Annotated in this window: 16 protein-coding genes and 1 tRNA gene; 6 read left to right on the top strand and 11 right to left on the bottom strand. The window is 60.0% G+C overall.

The features are described 5' to 3' along the window. Positions 1–44: 44 nt before the first annotated feature. The 11 genes from AC1D10_RS25280 to AC1D10_RS25230 all read right to left on the bottom strand — a co-directional run bounded on the left by AC1D10_RS25280 (position 45) and on the right by AC1D10_RS25230 (position 11,343). The gene (locus AC1D10_RS25280) at positions 45–2,738 is read right to left on the bottom strand and encodes a M10 family metallopeptidase C-terminal domain-containing protein (protein WP_477276716.1); all 2,694 of its coding nucleotides are present in this window, start codon (positions 2,736–2,738) and stop codon (positions 45–47) included. Between the two features lie 684 nt (positions 2,739–3,422). Next, positions 3,423–5,933, bottom strand: coding sequence for a CAP domain-containing protein (locus tag AC1D10_RS25275; RefSeq protein WP_477276714.1), 2,511 nt, complete (start codon positions 5,931–5,933; stop codon positions 3,423–3,425). 487 nt (positions 5,934–6,420) lie between these two features. Continuing rightward, positions 6,421–6,768, bottom strand: coding sequence for a c-type cytochrome (locus tag AC1D10_RS25270; protein ID WP_477276712.1), 348 nt, complete (start codon positions 6,766–6,768; stop codon positions 6,421–6,423). A 61-nt stretch (positions 6,769–6,829) separates the two neighbouring features. Beyond that, on the bottom strand, positions 6,830–7,132 hold the full coding sequence (locus AC1D10_RS25265) for a hypothetical protein (RefSeq protein ID WP_477276710.1): 303 nt from the start codon (positions 7,130–7,132) through the stop codon (positions 6,830–6,832). 381 nt (positions 7,133–7,513) lie between these two features. Further along, positions 7,514–7,729: a hypothetical protein gene (locus tag AC1D10_RS25260; protein WP_477276708.1), complete on the bottom strand. Its 216-nt coding sequence runs from the start codon at positions 7,727–7,729 to the stop codon at positions 7,514–7,516. Between the two features lie 167 nt (positions 7,730–7,896). Beyond that, positions 7,897–8,607, bottom strand: a complete 711-nt coding sequence (locus AC1D10_RS25255) for a pentapeptide repeat-containing protein (RefSeq protein WP_477276706.1) — start codon at positions 8,605–8,607, stop codon at positions 7,897–7,899. Positions 8,608–8,767: 160 nt separating this feature from the next. After that, positions 8,768–9,235 (bottom strand): hypothetical protein, encoded by a 468-nt coding sequence (locus AC1D10_RS25250; protein WP_477276704.1) that lies wholly within the window; start codon positions 9,233–9,235, stop codon positions 8,768–8,770. Further along, the gene (locus tag AC1D10_RS25245) at positions 9,232–9,390 is read right to left on the bottom strand and encodes a hypothetical protein (RefSeq protein ID WP_477276702.1); all 159 of its coding nucleotides are present in this window, start codon (positions 9,388–9,390) and stop codon (positions 9,232–9,234) included. The genes AC1D10_RS25250 and AC1D10_RS25245 overlap by 4 nt, the downstream gene beginning before the upstream one ends. A gap of 103 nt (positions 9,391–9,493) precedes the next feature. Continuing rightward, a tRNA-Ser gene (locus AC1D10_RS25240) sits at positions 9,494–9,583 on the bottom strand. Between the two features lie 97 nt (positions 9,584–9,680). Beyond that, the gene (locus tag AC1D10_RS25235; protein ID WP_477276700.1) at positions 9,681–10,838 is read right to left on the bottom strand and encodes a tyrosine-type recombinase/integrase; all 1,158 of its coding nucleotides are present in this window, start codon (positions 10,836–10,838) and stop codon (positions 9,681–9,683) included. Continuing rightward, entirely contained in the window at positions 10,828–11,343 is a 516-nt protein-coding gene (locus AC1D10_RS25230; protein WP_477276698.1) for a hypothetical protein, read from the bottom strand. The genes AC1D10_RS25235 and AC1D10_RS25230 overlap by 11 nt, the downstream gene beginning before the upstream one ends. Positions 11,344–11,506: 163 nt before the next feature. On the opposite strand from AC1D10_RS25230, the gene AC1D10_RS25225 reads away from it, so the two are divergent. The 6 genes from AC1D10_RS25225 (at position 11,507) to AC1D10_RS25200 (ending at position 15,173) form a co-directional block, all read left to right on the top strand. Continuing rightward, positions 11,507–11,695, top strand: coding sequence for a helix-turn-helix domain-containing protein (locus tag AC1D10_RS25225; RefSeq protein ID WP_477276696.1), 189 nt, complete (start codon positions 11,507–11,509; stop codon positions 11,693–11,695). Further along, a complete protein-coding gene (locus AC1D10_RS25220; RefSeq protein ID WP_477276694.1) occupies positions 11,695–11,895 on the top strand; it encodes a hypothetical protein in 201 nt (66 codons plus the stop codon). Before AC1D10_RS25225 ends, AC1D10_RS25220 begins: the two co-directional genes overlap by 1 nt. 309 nt (positions 11,896–12,204) lie before the next feature. Continuing rightward, positions 12,205–13,083: a hypothetical protein gene (locus tag AC1D10_RS25215; protein WP_477276692.1), complete on the top strand. Its 879-nt coding sequence runs from the start codon at positions 12,205–12,207 to the stop codon at positions 13,081–13,083. Further along, positions 13,080–13,589 (top strand): hypothetical protein, encoded by a 510-nt coding sequence (locus tag AC1D10_RS25210; RefSeq protein WP_477276690.1) that lies wholly within the window; start codon positions 13,080–13,082, stop codon positions 13,587–13,589. The genes AC1D10_RS25215 and AC1D10_RS25210 overlap by 4 nt, the downstream gene beginning before the upstream one ends. Beyond that, positions 13,586–13,984, top strand: coding sequence for a hypothetical protein (locus AC1D10_RS25205; RefSeq protein WP_477276688.1), 399 nt, complete (start codon positions 13,586–13,588; stop codon positions 13,982–13,984). The genes AC1D10_RS25210 and AC1D10_RS25205 overlap by 4 nt, the downstream gene beginning before the upstream one ends. 91 nt (positions 13,985–14,075) lie before the next feature. Next, positions 14,076–15,173 carry a hypothetical protein gene (locus tag AC1D10_RS25200; RefSeq protein ID WP_477276686.1) on the top strand — a complete coding sequence of 366 codons (1,098 nt, stop codon included), beginning with the start codon at positions 14,076–14,078 and terminating at the stop codon, positions 15,171–15,173. Positions 15,174–15,200 lie beyond the last annotated feature (27 nt).

Genomic DNA, 15,200 nt, shown 5'->3' with positions numbered 1-15,200 from the left:
GGCGGCGGTGGCCACCTCCGCTTCGGACGAACCGGCAGACCTCTTTACACCACGACGAAATCGGCGCTGGTCACCGCCAGGTTGGCGGCCAGCGTGGCAAAAACGGTCGAGCCGCCTGCTGAACTACCGTTGCTGTCATAATAGAGCCAGCCGGTGTCGGTCTCATAGATGATGTGCTGGCTGATATTGGCAGCGGTGCCCGACGCGTTGGCGACAAACTGATCGGCCGTCAGCGTGCCGTTGCCGCCAAGCGCTGCAAAGATCAAATTGTCGACGCATATGGTGTCGTCGGCCACCGAGAAGTCGGTGATGTGGTCGACATTGGTCGAGGCATTGAGCGCCGTTGTGAAGACGAAGCTGTCCTGACCCTGCGCGCCGGACAGCGTGTCGTTGCCGCCGAGCCCATTGATGATGTTGTTGCCGGAATTGCCGCCGATGACGTTGGCGATGGAATTGCCGGTGCCGTTGATCGAAGCTGCGCTGCGCAGCTGCAGGTTCTCCAGCTCCTGGCTGGAGAGATTGAAGCTGACATAGGCCTGCACATTGTCGGTGCCCTGGCCGATGGTCTCAACGACATGGTCGCCGGCATTGTCGACATAATAGGTGTCGTTGCCCTGTGCTCCGCTCATCGTGTCGGCGCCGCCAAGGCCGTCGATGATGTTGTTGCCGGAATTGCCGTTGATGATGTTGGCGATGGAGTTGCCGGTGCCGTTGATGGAGGCCGAGGTGCGCAGCTGCAGGTTCTCCAGCTCCTGGCCGGAAAGATTGAAGCTGACATAGGCCTGCACATTGTCGGTGCCCTGGCCGATGGCCTCGACGACATGGTCGCCGGCATTGTCGACATAGTAGGTGTCGTTGCCTTGAGCGCCGCTCATGGTGTCGGCGCCGCCAAGGCCGTCGATGATGTTGTTGCCACTGTTGCCGTTGATGATGTTGGCAAGAGCATTGCCGGTGCCATTGATGGATGCGGCGCTGCGCAGTTGCAGGTTCTCCAGATCCTGACCGGAAAGGTTGAAGCTGACATAGGCCTGCACATTGTCGGTACCCTGGCCGCTGGTCTCAACCGCGTGATCGCCAGCATTGTCGACATAGTAGGTGTCGTTGCCCTGAGCACCGCTCATCGTGTCGGCGCCGCCGAGGCCGTCGATGATGTTGTTGCCGGAATTGCCATTGATGATGTTGGCGATGGAGTTGCCGGTGCCGTTGATGTTCGTTGCACCGCGCAGCTGCAGCTTCTCCAGCTCCTGGCCGGAAAGGTTGAAGCTGACATAGGCCTGCACGTTGTCGATGCCCTGGCCGATGATCTCAACGATATGGTCGCCGGCATGGTCGACATAATAGGTGTCGTTGCCCAGGCCGCCCCGCATCGTGTCGGCGCTGGCACGGCCATCCAGGACGTTGTTGCCGGAATTGCCTATCAGCGTGTCGGTGCCGAAACCGCCGTTGGCATTCTCGATTGTCGCCCCAAAGGCAATTGAAACATTGCCGCGGAGGCCGCCGATATTGGAGAAACTGCCTGCCGCCAAACTGATGAGCTGGGCTTGGCTGAAGCCGGACGCATCCAGTGTATCGACACCACCGGCATCCCAAATGCAGATCGCAGGCGAGGTGTTTATGGCGAAGTTGTACACGTCTCCTGCATTGGAACCAAAACCGTAGACGGTGTTGCCCGTCCGCGTCGTCATATTGGCGCCGTAGAGCTGCTGAACCGCCAGAATGTCATACAACATCAGTGTGTCAGGGTAGTCATTTAAGTCCGATGTCCCATAGGCCGATGCCCCGGTGTTGGTTTCGTCAAAATAGCTCATAACGGTGTATTGGTTGCTGTCCTGGATGAACTGGGCGTCTTGGCCGTAGCTGAGAGTCTGTCCAGGCGTGGTGTTGTAATCGCCGGGATGTGACAGGCCGATCGCGTGGCCTGTTTCGTGCAGGATCGTCTGATAATCGTAAGAGCCGATCGGCAGACTTTCCGTGTGGATGGCGTCGGTGTTCAAATACACGTCCCCGGAAATGTCGCCCGGCGCCGTCGTTCCCGGATAGATTGCGTAGGCTCCTGCAGGATCCTCCTCCGATGTGTAGTTTCCAAACAGCATCGTCGCGTTGTTGCTGGTGCCGCCGGGATTGACTTGCGTGAAAGTCAGGCCGCAGACAGACGAATACATGGCAAGCACAGACTTGACGGCAGCGACTTCCGCGGCAGTCAACTGGCTGAAGGGGGCAGCAAACCCTTGCGAGTCCGTGCAATTGACGTCCGTCGTACGCACAGCCCATGTCACGGTCGCCGGTTGCCCGGGCGTCGTGCTCCAACTGCTTTCGGGCGTCAGGATCGCGCCGGCGCCCATCAATTCGTCATAGCTAGCCCGGGTTCCGCTCACCACGGAAACGCCATACTGCCCCGCATACCAATCGAATGATGAGCCGGCATTGATGAAGTAGTCGCCCGTGGCCGTCGCCGTGTAGGTAACCGTCGAATAGTAACCTGGGCCGCTGTCATCGTCGGCCGCGATCAATGTTCCGGCCGCGTTCATGAGAGACAAATAGGTATCACCGACATTGTCGCCGAGCGCGCCCTCGCCGACTTGCGCAAATGTATAGGTCTGGCCCGCCACCAGATGGACCCGGTACCAATCATGGTCGCCGCCGGAAGACAGATGGCCGGTCGCCGTCTGGCCCACTGCCAGGGTGTAGCTCGTGGCGGTGGACGCTGCCGCATCCGTTGTTTCGGTGACGTTTGGCATTGCCTTCCCCGTTTGCCCTTCCAGCGGCCGTACCGCTTAATTATCCATAATGGCCGCGAGGTTCAGAACCTGCGCCTGTCCGACTGCCTTATTCGCTGTCGTTCGCCTTGCCCTAGCCGCACAGACGTTCTGCCACTTCGAGTGCCCCCCGAAGAACTTCCTGATGTTTCGCTGCCGGCGCTGCGGATCCGCGGGGACAGGGTCGTGCTTGTTGAGGTCCGACGAATGCCACGACGATAGCGCCTTTCCGTGGACCGGCCTGGTCTTGACCCGGCGACCGTCCAAAATTTCTCGGCTTGGTGACAGTAGCGACCATCCATGCCTGCCGCCATCATGATCGGCCAAAGTCGCATTCCGAAATATACAATCGTTTTCCGCGCAGCCGAATGCTGACGGTCAACTGCTGAGCATCTGTTTTCGAAATCCTATGCCCAAAGCCCGCTAAATTGGTACTGTATGTCGTGCATGCGTTCAACGCGGTTCTTACTGACAGGCTGAAATTCTGCTTAATTCACGTATGTACCGCCGCGCTTTGACGGTGGTTTGTTGTTGCGTACGAGCCGGGTAGTCCGTTGCCCTTGCGAGAATCTGAACGATCCAGTCGCAATTCTTGCGCATCACAAATTCTGAGCCATTGAGGAAGCCGGGTGGTTTCCTGCTTCTCATTGTTGGATGAGGCTTCCCTCACACCACGACGAAATCGGCGTTGGTCACCGCCAGGTTGGCGGCCAGCGTGGCGAAATGGGTGGAGCCGCCCGCGGCGTTGCCGTTGCTGTCGTAGGTGAGCCAACCGGTGTCGGTCTCGTAGATGATGTGCTGGCTGGCATTGGCAGCGGTGCCCGACGCGTTGGCGACAAACTGATCGGCCGTCAGCGTGCCGTTGCCGCCAAGCGCGGCAAAGATCAAATTGTCGACCTGGATGGTGTCGTCGACCACCGAGAAGTCGGTGATGGTATCGACATTGGTCGAGGCGTCGACGGCGGTGGTGAAGACGAAGCTGTCCTGACCCTGCGCGCCGGACAGCGTGTCGTTGCCGCCGAGCCCATTGATGACGTTGTTGCCGGAATTGCCGCCGATGATGTTGGCAATCGAATTGCCGGTGCCGTTGATGGACGCCGAAGTGCGCAGCTGCAGGTTTTCGAGTTCCTGGCCGGAGAGGTTGAAGCTGACATAGGCCTGCACATTGTCGGTGCCCTGGCTGATGGTCTCAACGATATGGTCGCCGGCGTTGTCGACATAATAGGTGTCGTTGCCCTGAGCGCCGCTCATCGTATCGGCGCCGCCCATTCCGTCGATGATGTTGTTGCCGGAATTGCCGTTGATGATGTTGGCAAGAGCGTTGCCGGTGCCGTTGATGGAGGCGGGGGTCCGCAATTGCAGGTTCTCCAGATCCTGACCGGAAAGGTTGAAGCTGACATAGGCCTGCACAGTGTCGATGCCTTGGCCGATGGTCTCAACGACATGGTCACCGGCATTGTCGACATAATAGGTGTCGTTGCCCTGAGCGCCGCTCATCGTGTCGGCGCCGCCAAGGCCGTCGATGATGTTGTTGCCGGAATTGCCGTTGATGATGTTGGCGATGGAATTGCCGGTGCCGTTGATCGAAGCTGCGCTGCGCAGCTGCAGGTTTTCGAGTTCCTGACCGGAAAGATTGAAGCTGACATAGGCCTGCACATTGTCGGTGCCCTGGCCGATGGTCTCCACGACATGGTCGCCGGCATTGTCGACATAATAGGTGTCGTTGCCCTGTGCTCCGCTCATCGTGTCGGCGCCGCCGAGCCCGTCGATGATGTTGTTGCCGGAATTGCCGTTGATGATGTTGGCAATGGAGTTGCCGGTGCCGTTGATGTTCCCTGCGCTGCGCAGCTGCAGGTTTTCGAGTTCCTGACCGGAAAGATTGAAGCTGACATAGGCCTGCACATTGTCGGTGCCCTGGCCGATGGTCTCGATGACATGGTCGCCGGCATTGTCGACATAATAGGTGTCGTTGCCCTGAGCGCCGCTCATGGTGTCCGCACCGCCCATGCCGTCGATGATGTTGTTGCCACTGTTGCCGTTGATGATGTTGGCAAGAGCATTTCCGGTACCGTTGATGGAAGCGGAGGTGCGCAGCGCCAGGTTCTCCACCTCCTGACCGCCCATGTTGAAGCTGACATAGGCCTGCACATTGTCGGTGCCCTGGCCAATGGCCTCGATGACATGGTCGCCGGCATTGTCGACATAATAGGTATCATTGCCGATGCCGCCGCTCATCGTGTCGGCGCCAGCCTTGCCGTCCAGGAGGTCGCCTCCCGAGGAACCATGTATGGCCTGGGTGCCGTCGGTGCCGGTCAGCGTCAAGGCATTCGTGCCAAGTCCGACAATGGTCGAAATGCCGTTCACCGCTGTCACCGATACCGACGTGCGGATGGTCGATTGGCCCATCAAGTCGATCTTGGCGTTGAAGCCGGCAGCGATCGTGGCGGTGAGAACCACCGGCGTCACCTGATCGCCACCAGAAAACGTGATGGTTTTGAGACCGGCTGTCACCTCTTCGGAATAGCCGCCGGCGCTGCCGCCGGCCGTGCTCGGTCCGCCGCCAACGGAGACCGTTATGCCGGCGCGCCCTTCGCCGATCGAATAGAACTGGTCGGCAGTCACGGTGTCGTTGAAGGCGACACCGGTGAGAAACTGGCGGTTGGCGCCTGGCCGGCCAAGATCTTCGGTCAGCATCGTCGCGTTCAAGCCCTCATAGAGGCCTTGGGCCTGACCGACACCAACCTCCTGAAAGTCCGGATTCATCAAATTGACCCGGTGGCCACGGTCAGGGATGCCCGCATCGACAAACAGATCTTGATGGAGCTGCAGCGTCATCGCCGGTGTGAGAACGCCGGAAGTAGATCGAAACGCGATGTTTTCGCCGGCCCGATCGAAGCTGTAGCCAGCGGCCGTCATCCGTTCGAATGGATCGTGGCCGCCCAGATCGTCATGCGCGAAGTAGTCGTTGTCGATCATGTCCTGGCTATGAGCCCGCGCCACACTGAGCAGCGTATCGTTCATCGCCAGCGGCTGCTTCATGGCCGTGGAGATGGTCTCGTCGGCCGGGACCCCCTCATTGAGGCTGATGCCATATCGTGCGGCCTCCGCAGCAGGGTCGAGCCGCGCGCGATTGACCAGCTCCAGGACTGCCTGCTCGATAGCACTCTGATTGGCCATGGCCTTTCCCCATTCAGTATTGTCCGAGTATTATGTTAGGCAAAATATTGCCGAACACCAGTCGGCTCGGAGCGGGCCTGCGCAAAAAGCCTTGCCGCCAACGCGTGAACCGAAGCTGACATGGCTGACTGGTCGCGGGCATCCTCGACAAGGGCAGCTGGCCGACCTCGCCGGCGCATGTTCTTGTTGGTAGCTATTGATCTTGTTGCTTTTTCTTCGATTTTTCTGGCGGAGGAAGTGTCCGACAGATGCTTGATTGCGCCCGACTGGCGAGTTATGCGGGCCTTTAGGGCCGCCAACCAAGGGACTTCAGCCTCAATTGCGTGACCTCTAATATAATATAAACTTGTCCGAGCGGGGCCTTTCCCGCTGTCGCAGTGGCCGGTGCAGAGATGCTTGGGTGGGAGGCGCCCGCACCGGCCATCCCCTTGGGCGTTTACCGAAGTCCGCCGCCCTGATTCCACATCGCTGGCCTTGGTTATACTTGTCACTGCGGAGCTTCGACGGTAATCTTGATCGCGGCATAGTAAGCCGCAACATTGGCGATGTCTTCATCGCTCAGCTTCTTGACGACGAGCGACATCATTGAACTCTTGCGCTCTCCGGCCTTGTAGGCCATCAGCGAGTGGACGAGATAGTCGTACTTCTGACCGGCGATATTGGGCGCTTCGCCGCCGACGGGCATAGCTCTGCCGAGGCCATCCTTGCCGTGGCACGATTGGCATTTCGCCATTACTTTCCCGCCGGCGATGCTGTCGCCTGCTGCTTGCGCAAATGACGAGGTGACCACGAGGGCAGTCAGGCCAGGGATCAAACCACGCATACTGTTGATCATCGAAGTCCTCCCATCGGTTCACGAACATATGTCTTTGCCATTTGCTCCCAGTTCGCGGCCTCTATAAGTGCTTGTCGAGCAGCGGCTCTGTACCCTTCGGCCGTCGGAACTTCCTCACCAACTCGACCGTAGTGGCTTCGACCGTGACACGCCCGAGCACCTGCACGGTGACACGGCCCAGACCCTCGTCGACAAAGACGACATCGCCCTCGAATCTCATCCTGTCGCCTGGCTTCGCCTTTGGATCGACGATCGAACAGGGATTGTTGGCCGTAAGGATGTGCAGGGTCACGCGATCGTCGATGCGTTTGCCCACAGTGGCGAAGATTGCCACCCTGTCACCGATATTGATTTCCCGCGCCATGGATAGATTCTGGCGCGGCGCGGCTGGCAGTCAAGGGCTTGCTAATATGCGCGACAGTAATCTGATCGAGCGCCGAGCGGCGCGTTCAAGACGGTGGATGACACGCCTTCAAACCCGATTTCTTCCGCAACCTCACGCCAGCGCCGCCGGCCACCAGCAGTCCGCCGCGTGCCCCCACGCGACGGACCTCCTGATGGGAGCGGCTACATCCCAAGGGAATCAACCGCTTGTAGTGTATTGTGAACTGCGGGATCGCGTTAGCCTATGGTGTGATCGCGCAAGTAGGTGCGGGTCGAGGAGATCACGCCGAAGGTGAAGAGGCGGTGATCAAACCGGCCAATGCCATACCGATGGCAATTTCCCTCCGAACCGGAATAGTTTTCAGTTACGGTTCGGCGGCTTGTAGCTCTCCCATCGCGATAGATGGGTCTCGATGTCGAAGCGGGACGCCTGGAAGTTGGTCCCGGCGATGACATTGGTTTTGCCGTCGATCAGCCGATACAACTCGTCCTCGACATCGTCGACAGGGTGGGTCGATCGCACCACCCGCAGCCATAGCGATCGTGCTCGATCGCAAACGTCCTTGACCCGGCTCATTTCTTCCTCCCGTGCTCGGTCGGTGCGTTCAAGTTGCGCCTGACCTGTGATCCCGTCAATGTCTTCGCATCCAGATCTCGTCGTCCTTCAATCGAGTTTCGCCAAAGCTTCGCCCCCGCAAGGGCGCGCTTGACGATTTCAGCCCCGGCAGCGACACGGCGCCGAGCCTATGGCTCGCTACAGGGCCAATCTTCAGGCCTCGTCAAGCCAGAAGGCAACTCGGTCCGGGCGTCTCCGCAAGCCATGTTGATCTGCCACTGGGATAGACCCGCCGAATTGGAAAGATCGAGGCCCTCGATACGGGTCAGAAAGAAAAAAGCGCGGTCAAAGTCTATCGGCGCGGTGAACGTCGCTCCTCGGAAGTCCGCCCGCGCGAGATTGGCAAACGAAAAGCGGCTGCCGCTGATATCGGCGTGATGGAACTGCGCTCGCCCCAATTCCGCCTTTGTGAAATCAACATTGGTCAGATTGGCGTCCTGGAAATTCGAGCGCTGCACTTCCGCGCTCGTAAACACAGCGCCCTGCGCGTCCATATGGCTGAAGTCGGTCCTGTAGGCCTCGATTTTGTCGAACCGGGCGCCTTTGGCGGTCGAGTCGGCCAGGGAAGCACGCACAAGCGTTGCCTTCTCAAAATTTGCCGCAAGGAGATTGCTGTTCCTGAGGTCGGTCGAAGTGAAATCAACACCGATCAGGTTCGCCCCGCTCAGGTCCTGGCCTTCTAGGATGAGAAGCTTTTTGTCACAGTCCTGCCAATTGACGCCAGGCGTCGCGGCTGCGTCGCAATCTTGAGCGGCAGTGGCGTTCTGCCAAGCAACTACAATGCAAACCGCTAGAACCAAGCCGGATGTGCCGTAAGCTCTGGTTCGCCTCAAAGTCATTGTTGCTGGACCTCTGCTACTCGCCGACAATCAACCTTACCACATCTGCTGACACTCGAAAGCGACGGCATTTTGCCCGCTAATCCCGCCTAGTCCCCACAGCCAAATGAAAAGCCCGCCACCGTGAGGCAGCGGGCCAAAATGAAAACCGTTTTCGATTTCAGTAGTGGTCTGGCTGCTCTGCCATTTCCCCTGCGTCTTGCTCGCCGTCTTCGAACCACACAGATGCGACCTTCATGCTCAATCGCTGGTCAATATGGTTCGTCCAGCCAAGCGATGGCTCGCTGTCCTCCCATGTTTCGCCAAGCTGACCGCCTTGCGCCTCGTCGTTGGTGTCGCCGCCATACTCGTTTTCGGCCTCGCATTCGTCATGACCTGGGAGCCTTGGGCGATCGCCCGCCCAATCCTCTTGCGAGCCGCTACGCAGTTCAATGGCGCCCATCATTGGCTCGTCGTCGCCGCCGTCTTCTAGATCGCAATCGGCTTCCATGAGATCCAGCGCCGTTATCAGGCTCATGGCGCGGTCGAGGTGATCGTTCAGGCGCTTCTGGACTGACTGGCGCCATTCGCGAGGGTCCATTCCCTTGGGCATTCCAAGGGGCTGTAGAGTGGGCGTGTGAGCGTTCATTGCCCGATCTCCCTCTGCACCTGATCAATAACGCGGCCACCAGCGGCGCCCAGGGCGTTCGCGGCGCGCAGCAGTCGGCGTGCAAGGTGAAGACGCACGACGCGCGTGCGTAGGGCCGCTGCGGCAAGCAGCAGGCATATGGCGAGGTGGATCATTTCCCTGTCTCCTTCGGTTGCATTTTCCTTGGGAAACGCATTGGGAAGGAGGCAAACGGCGCTGACAAATACCTTACAAAATCAGCCTGTTAGGCGATACATCTGGCGGAGGAAGTGGGATTCGAACCCACGGTGAGCTTGCACCCACGCCGGTTTTCAAGACCGGTGCCTTAAACCGCTCGGCCATTCCTCCGTCGTGATTTTTCAATCACTTAGGCTTTGCGCTGCTGGCCGCTTTTGACCTGTTGGCACCGGATTGGCACCGAAGGCGTTCCCGACTGGTTCGCGCTTCATTCCTGTAAAGCGGCATTGAGGGCCGCGTCAACCACCGCTGCGGCGCCTTCCTGCTGTCCTGGCAGCAAGTGCGCATAAATGTTCAGCGTCACCGATGGGTTCGCATGGCCGGCGCGGGCCGAGACGACATGCACAGGAACGCCGCTGCGCAATAGATGCGTGATGTGGGTATGCCGAAGGCCATGGAAGGTGACTTGCGGAACGCCTGCGGTTTCGGCTTCACGAGCGAACTCTTTCGAGAACGGGCGAGGGGTCCGAATGCGACCGTCCCATGTCGGGAACGCCAGATCCTTCTCATCCTTGCCCATGCCGAGTTTCAGACGATGCTCAGCCAATTCCTTGCGGTGCCGGCGCAGCTCGACCACCAGACGCGCGGGCAGGGCGATCGTGCGGCGGCTGCGGTCGGTCTTCGGTTCCTTGATGGCAATACCGGCCTTCGTTTCCTCGACGACTTGGACAACCTGAAGCGTGGCGCGGTCGAGATCGATATCCTTCCACCGCAGAGCCAGCACCTCGCCACGGCGCATTCCCGTCGACGCAGCCATCAGCACCGGCATGTAGATCGAACGGCCTTTGAGGTGGCCTAGGAGGGCTTTCAATTCGTCGTCATCGAGCACTTGGATTTCTTCGCGGCGCACCTTGGGCGTCGTCTGCACAGCCGCCATCGGCGATTGGCGCAGCTTCCTTGCCTTCACCGCTGACGACAGGATTTGCGAAAGCAGCCGGTGAATGTGCTGGATGGTTTGCGCGGCCAAGCCGCCCTTGCCATCGCGGCGCCCGGCGGTGCGCAGATGCTCATAGAACTGATCAATCCGCGTGCCGTCCAGCTTCTGCAGCGCGACGGCGCCGACCTGCGGGATGATGTGTTGCTCCACGATCTCGCCATAGCGCTCCAACGTCTTCGCCGCCGTCTTCGATGGCGCGATGGTCTTCAACCAATGCCGCGCATATTCGGCAACCGTGGACATGGATCGCTCGACGAACGTGCCTTCGTCGATTTGATTGAGGCGCTTGGACAGCTCGGCCTCGGCTTCCTTTTTGGTGCCCCGAACGGTCGCGAACTGTGTCAGTCGTTTGCCGGTAACAGGGTCAGTGCCGAGATCGAACTTGAGGCGCCAGGAGGCTTTGCCGCGCCGCGTGATGTTACCGCGCATCGTCGTCGCTCCTCGTGCTGTCAGCGCGAACGCGTAGGATGTCGATCTCGCGGACCATTGCAGTCAGATTGATCACGAGCGCCCTGCGGACGCCGTCGACACGCACACTGCCTGCTTCGCGCCACGAGTATTCGAAGCCCAGACCGCCACCGGAAAGCGGAGCAGCCATAAATCGCGGCTCGGAGCAGAAGCAGAGTTCTTTCGTACCCTGCCGCCCGCGCGCCTCTTTGAAATGCCGAAAGATGTCGGCCCACGAGTCCCGGATGAACCCCACGACCGACGTAGGATCAATACCGAATTCCGCCAATTCCAGGCAGAAGGCCCACTGGTAAACCTGCTCGTCGTGATACCAAATTTTGGTCCCGCGACCAGGGTTTGACCCGAGCGGAACGCCTAGCCTTTTTAGATGCTTCAGCCTCGCGCGGAACGCCTTCTCCTGCACGTTTGAGTCGAGGCCATACATCCCGGCAAGAACCGCTTCGGCCGCTGAATAGGTCAGCATCATTTCCGTTTCCTCTCCCAACCCGTGGCGCTACGTCCCGCGCCGTCATTGTTGGTTAGTGTAAGTGCGCACTTGACGTTTGTAAAGCCCTCGCTTAGTTATTAGTGCATTCTTACACTAACCCGTTCGGGATGGTCCCGACGGGAATGAAACGGAGAAACTGACTATGACTGCAGTTACCGAAAATGCCCGTCAAACCATCACTGTCGCCGAAGCGGCCCAAGCTCTCGGGATTGGACGTAACGCCGGCTACGAAGCCGTGCGCAGGGGTGAGATCCCCATCATCAAGATCGGGAAGCGACTGTTGGTCCCGAAGGCGGCGCTCGACCGCATTCTGAAAGGGGAGGCGGCATAATGGGCCAGACCGACCTCGATCCCAACTTCGTCATCCAGGAGGCGGCTCGTTTCATTGTCGAGACGCCGAAGGCGCAACGGCCTCGGCCGGCCGTCGTCGAGTTGAGAGAGCGCTACCCGCTCGACCTGCACGGCGCTTGTGAAGCTGTCCGCCTTGCCAATCTCATCCGGGCAGGAGGCGCAAATGCGAGCGGCACCTGAAATGCGAAAGCCCGCCGGCCAGGGCGAGCTTCGCGAAGACATTCAAAGCAGCAATGACATCGACAATATCGCGAAGCCCCTTTCCAAGCAACAGCGCTGGCGCAATCGACATCCTGTCGCGGCATGGGCGCACTCGGCGACGCAATCGGCGATCAGGAGGGGCATCATCGCTCCGCAAGCATGCTCTCGCTGCGGCGCCGCCGAGGCCGAAGCCCATCATCCCGATCACCGGCAACCACTCCTTATCGAATGGCTTTGCCGCAAATGCCATAAGGCTGAACATCGCCGGCTTCGGCAAGGCGGTGCGGCATGACAGAGCAAATTCAACCGGGATTGAAAAAGGTCCGGGGCATGGCGCAAGCCTCGCTCGACATGATCGAGGCGATGCACAAGATCGCCGAGGAGATGCAGCCGATCACCGGCCGAGGCATCGGCTACAAGCTGTTCACGGCCGGGCTGATCTCGTCGATGTCGACCAACGACATGCAGAAGGTCTATCGCCTCCTGCGGATTGCGAGAGAGCAAGACGACATCCCGTGGGATTGGATCGTTGACGAGACCCGAGAACTGGAGCGGGTTTCGACCTGGGACGACCCTGCGCAGTACGCCCGCGTCGTCGCGCTGTCCTATCGTCGCGACTTCTGGAACCAGCAGCCATATCGCGTCGAGGTGTGGTCCGAGAAAGGGACCGTTCGCGGCGTCCTGAAGCCGGTGCTCGACCACTACGCTGTCGGCTTCCGTGTCATGCACGGCTTCGCCAGTGCGACCACGGTCAACGACATCGCCACAGATGATGACGGGCGACCTCTGATTGTCCTCTATGCCGGGGACTTCGATCCCAGCGGCATGTACATGTCCGAGGCCGATCTGCCGCGGCGCCTCGTTGAGTATGGCGGTGCGCACGTCAGGTTCCGGCGCATCGCTCTGACACCAGAACAGACGCAAGGCCTACCGTACTTCCCTGCGTCCGACAAACGCACTGACAAGCGCTACGACTGGTTCGTCCAGAACCACGGGGCGCATTGTTGGGAACTTGATGCTATGGACCCGCGCGACCTGCGCGAGTGCGTGCAGCAGGAGATCGAAAAACTCATTGAGCCGGAAGCCTGGGCTCGCTGCGAAACGGTAAACGCGGCCGAGCTGGAATCCCTGCAGACGATCCTGTCGGGCTGGAGGGCGACGGGATGAACCGCAAGCCGCAGCCGCCGGGCGAGCACTGGACGAAGCTAATCCGGCGCACCCATGAGGAGCCGGCTTGGCGGGCTCTCAGCACGACGGCGCAGGCCTTGTATCCGTGGCTGAAATTCGAATGGCACGGCGTTGAAAACAACAACAACGGCAAGATCCGTCTGAGTGTCAGGCAGGCGGCTGCCCGGATGGGAATCCGACCGGGCACCGCAGCAAACGCCTTCCATGATCTCCAGCGCAAGGGCTTCATTGTCCAGACCGAACAAGCCTGCCTTGGCGTTGAGGGTGCAGCGAAGTCGCCTGCCTATGAGCTCACCGAATTGAAGATGCCGGGCACACAGGGTGACGGGAGGAAGCTCTATCGCGAATGGCAACCCGCCCGGGATTTCCATGTGCAAACGACCGGCTCGAACAACCCTCTTGGCCGCAACGGAAAAACAAAACCCTGTCACGAAAAGCGTGACGGTCCTGTGTCGAAAAGCGTGACGGAAAGGGCGAGCCTGTGACGAAAACCGTAACACGCTGTGTCGAAAACCGTGACGAAATAGGCCATTCGACCAAACAAACCGTCACGGAAAGCGTGACATCCTTATCCTACCATATCCCCAACGGTGCCCCGGACCCGCTCGACCTCCTCGCCGAACATCTTCGAGGCCTTTCCGACCAAGTGGCCGCCGCCGTGACACTGGTGGGCACTATGCGGGCCGAGCGTGACGCGACCGCAGCAGACGAGCAGTTTCCAGACGACCTAATCGACCTCGCCGTCGCGGCTCAGGAATTCGACATGGAAAAGGACACGCTCCGCAAGCTGTGTCGCGACAAGCGCATCGGCGTCAAACACGCCGGCACACGCTGGATGGTCAGCGTCTCCAAGCTGCGAAGCCTTCGTCAGAGCAGATAGCGTCGTCGCGTTTGTCGCGTTTTAGGGGCTTCGTTCGTCGCGTTTCGCAGTGCACCCTCAATCCAACAACGAACACCCAAGGGAAACCTCAATGGCCTACGACGAACGCTACACTGGCATGTATGGCCGCACATTTGACGATAGCCGGCGCCTGGCACGAGAGGCGGCCGATCGCAACGCTCCAGGCTGGCAACGCGCGATCGAGCTCACCAACGCCACAGAGCACGGCGTGACCATGCAGCAGTTTGGCGCCGCGCCTGACGCAGCCGACATGCTGCCCGACGCAGCTCGCACCAAATTGGTGAGGCTGCGCGAGACGCGAGAGGATGCCCTTAGCGCCTATCGCGGTCTTGATGATGCGTTTCGTCACGCTCAGTCGACACGGACCGAGGCGCAGTTGCTTGTCCGCAAGCTGACTGATCCTGAAACGGCGATGACGATGGGGTATCCCCGGCCTGTCCGAGACAGCGATGGCAGCGACCCATCGTATGTCGTCGAGGCTCGCGCCAAGTTGGCGGCGGCGGAAGCAAGCCTGGCACAGATCAACACGCGCCGCGATGTGCTCGCTCATAAGCAGCAGCAGGCAACGGCCTTCGTCGAGCGCTCAGAGCGCTATCTGGCAGCCGCGTGGCCTGGCCAGCCGTTCGAGGCCTTCACCGGCAAGTTGCGCAAATTCGCTACCGTCGATGCCGCACGCGCCGAACTCGCCAGCCTGAAAGGCGAAATGGAAGCTGCATGGGTCGCACCCTGGCCGAGCGCGGTAGCCAAGCAGAAGATCCGCGCCGAGATCGGCAAGCTCGCAGCAAGGGGCAAGCCCGGTGTCGACGCCGTTGTCAACCATGGCGACGAAGTGCGGTGGCCGACGCAAGCCGTAACGATTCCAACTTTCAAAAGCGACCTTGTCGGCTGGCTAGGCAAGGGCCAGACCGCCGACGCGCTCGGGCTTATTTGCTGGGCAATAGGCGACCAGATCGCCAAGGCACTCGACAAGGAGATCGACGCCGTCGCCAACGACGGGATCGCGATGGACGATGAGCAGCGCAATGCCGCTCTCTCCAGGCTGTCCGACCAGATCCTTGATGTCGAGCGTGCCGAAGTCTCCCTGGCCGAAGCGGCCGGCATCGATCACCGACCGGATGCAGACGTACGAGCACTGCTCGGCATCGTCGGCCCGGCCATCGAAGACTGAGGTTTCATGCATGGTGCGGTCCTTCAC

The organism is Mesorhizobium sp. P2_A8 (assembly GCF_056404935.1).
This window is presented reverse-complemented; position numbering and strand designations above follow the sequence as displayed.

Excerpts from the sequence above, each read along its gene's own strand:
- AC1D10_RS25280 (WP_477276716.1), bottom strand. The coding sequence starts at position 2,738 with ATGCCAAACGTCACCGAAACAACGGATGCGGCAGCGTCCACCGCCACG.
- AC1D10_RS25275 (WP_477276714.1), bottom strand. The coding sequence starts at position 5,933 with ATGGCCAATCAGAGTGCTATCGAGCAGGCAGTCCTGGAGCTGGTCAAT.
- AC1D10_RS25270 (WP_477276712.1), bottom strand. The coding sequence starts at position 6,768 with ATGATCAACAGTATGCGTGGTTTGATCCCTGGCCTGACTGCCCTCGTG.
- AC1D10_RS25265 (WP_477276710.1), bottom strand. The coding sequence starts at position 7,132 with ATGGCGCGGGAAATCAATATCGGTGACAGGGTGGCAATCTTCGCCACT.
- AC1D10_RS25260 (WP_477276708.1), bottom strand. The coding sequence starts at position 7,729 with ATGAGCCGGGTCAAGGACGTTTGCGATCGAGCACGATCGCTATGGCTG.
- AC1D10_RS25255 (WP_477276706.1), bottom strand. The coding sequence starts at position 8,607 with ATGACTTTGAGGCGAACCAGAGCTTACGGCACATCCGGCTTGGTTCTA.
- AC1D10_RS25250 (WP_477276704.1), bottom strand. The coding sequence starts at position 9,235 with ATGAACGCTCACACGCCCACTCTACAGCCCCTTGGAATGCCCAAGGGA.
- AC1D10_RS25245 (WP_477276702.1), bottom strand. The coding sequence starts at position 9,390 with ATGATCCACCTCGCCATATGCCTGCTGCTTGCCGCAGCGGCCCTACGC.
- AC1D10_RS25235 (WP_477276700.1), bottom strand. The coding sequence starts at position 10,838 with ATGCGCGGTAACATCACGCGGCGCGGCAAAGCCTCCTGGCGCCTCAAG.
- AC1D10_RS25230 (WP_477276698.1), bottom strand. The coding sequence starts at position 11,343 with ATGATGCTGACCTATTCAGCGGCCGAAGCGGTTCTTGCCGGGATGTAT.
- AC1D10_RS25225 (WP_477276696.1), top strand. The coding sequence starts at position 11,507 with ATGACTGCAGTTACCGAAAATGCCCGTCAAACCATCACTGTCGCCGAA.
- AC1D10_RS25220 (WP_477276694.1), top strand. The coding sequence starts at position 11,695 with ATGGGCCAGACCGACCTCGATCCCAACTTCGTCATCCAGGAGGCGGCT.
- AC1D10_RS25215 (WP_477276692.1), top strand. The coding sequence starts at position 12,205 with ATGACAGAGCAAATTCAACCGGGATTGAAAAAGGTCCGGGGCATGGCG.
- AC1D10_RS25210 (WP_477276690.1), top strand. The coding sequence starts at position 13,080 with ATGAACCGCAAGCCGCAGCCGCCGGGCGAGCACTGGACGAAGCTAATC.
- AC1D10_RS25200 (WP_477276686.1), top strand. The coding sequence starts at position 14,076 with ATGGCCTACGACGAACGCTACACTGGCATGTATGGCCGCACATTTGAC.